We start from the raw sequence: 554 nt of genomic DNA, 5'->3' as shown, positions 1-554 counted from the left end.
GATGACATCCCGGACCTGGACCATTCCACCATCGGCCGGGTCTTAAAAAAACGAGGTTGCGTCCTCATCTGAGGAAGTGCTGGACCATCCCACCGAGGGCGAACGCGCAGTTCGCCGCACGGATGGAGGACGTCCTGGCGGTCTACGCCCGTCCCCACGACCCAGGCGTGCCCGTGGTGTGCATGGACGAGAAGCCCTACCAGCTTCTGGCCCACGCCCGTGACCCGATCCCCGCCATGCCAGGGCGTGACCGGCGCGAGGACTCCGAGTACGTGCGCCACGGAACCTGCTCGATCTTCTGCTGGGTCGAGCCACTCGCCGGCTGGCGCCGCGTCCAGGCCACCCCGCGGCGCACCAGGATCGACTGGGCCCACCACGTCCGGCGCCTACTCACCCTCGACTACCCCGACGCCGAACGGGTCGTGCTGGTTATGGACAACCTCAACACCCACAACATCTCCTCGCTGTACGAGGCCTTCGACCCGGACACCGCGTTCACCCTCGCGCAACGACTCGAGATCCACCACACCCCCAAACACGGCTCCTGGCTCAAC

At 66.4% G+C, this 554-nt stretch carries 1 protein-coding gene and 1 pseudogene; both read left to right on the top strand.

What is annotated here, in order from left to right:
- Positions 1-72, top strand: a pseudogene (locus AB1460_RS38235) (helix-turn-helix domain-containing protein); the annotation flags it as partial.
- Positions 57-554 (top strand): IS630 family transposase (locus tag AB1460_RS38230; RefSeq protein WP_368967496.1); only part of this gene is annotated, 498 nt, incomplete at its 3' end. The pseudogene AB1460_RS38235 and the gene AB1460_RS38230, both read left to right, overlap by 16 nt.

This window comes from Parafrankia sp. FMc2 (assembly GCF_041008525.1).
Taxonomy (GTDB): Bacteria; Actinomycetota; Actinomycetes; order Frankiales; family Frankiaceae; genus Parafrankia.
This window is presented reverse-complemented; position numbering and strand designations above follow the sequence as displayed.